Here is a 332-nt window from a genome sequence, read left to right as displayed (position 1 = left end):
TCACCCAGGTCGAAGGCCAGCGTGCCGCTGTCTGTGCCCAGGGTGGCGTCCGCCGTCGTCGCCGCGCCATCGCTGGCGGTGGGTGCACTGCCGTCACCGGCAAAGGTCAGGGTCAGCGTGGTGCTGGAGGTGTCGCCGTCTGCATCCGTGATCTCATAGGTAAAGACGTCGGTGGAGCCCGCCGGCACGCTCGCGTTCGGCGTGTAGGTCCACTCCCCGTTCGCCGCCAGGGTCAGGCTGCCGTGGGCGCCGGCCAGGGCCGTGCCCACTGTGCCGCCCGCCAGGCCGGTCACGGTGATGCCACCGTCCGCACCCGCCTGGTCGTTGCCCAG

General features: G+C 71.7%; 1 protein-coding gene. It reads right to left on the bottom strand.

Annotation, left to right across the window (positions count from 1 at the left end; translation table 11 throughout):
- On the bottom strand, window positions 1-332 hold a 332-nt coding region (locus G533_RS0119855; RefSeq protein WP_027951386.1), incomplete at both ends, for an Ig-like domain-containing protein.

This window comes from Haliea salexigens DSM 19537 (assembly GCF_000423125.1).
GTDB classification, from domain to species: Bacteria; Pseudomonadota; Gammaproteobacteria; order Pseudomonadales; family Halieaceae; genus Haliea; species Haliea salexigens.
The sequence above is the reverse complement of the archived record's forward strand: the minus strand, read 5'-3'. Positions and strand labels throughout refer to the sequence as shown.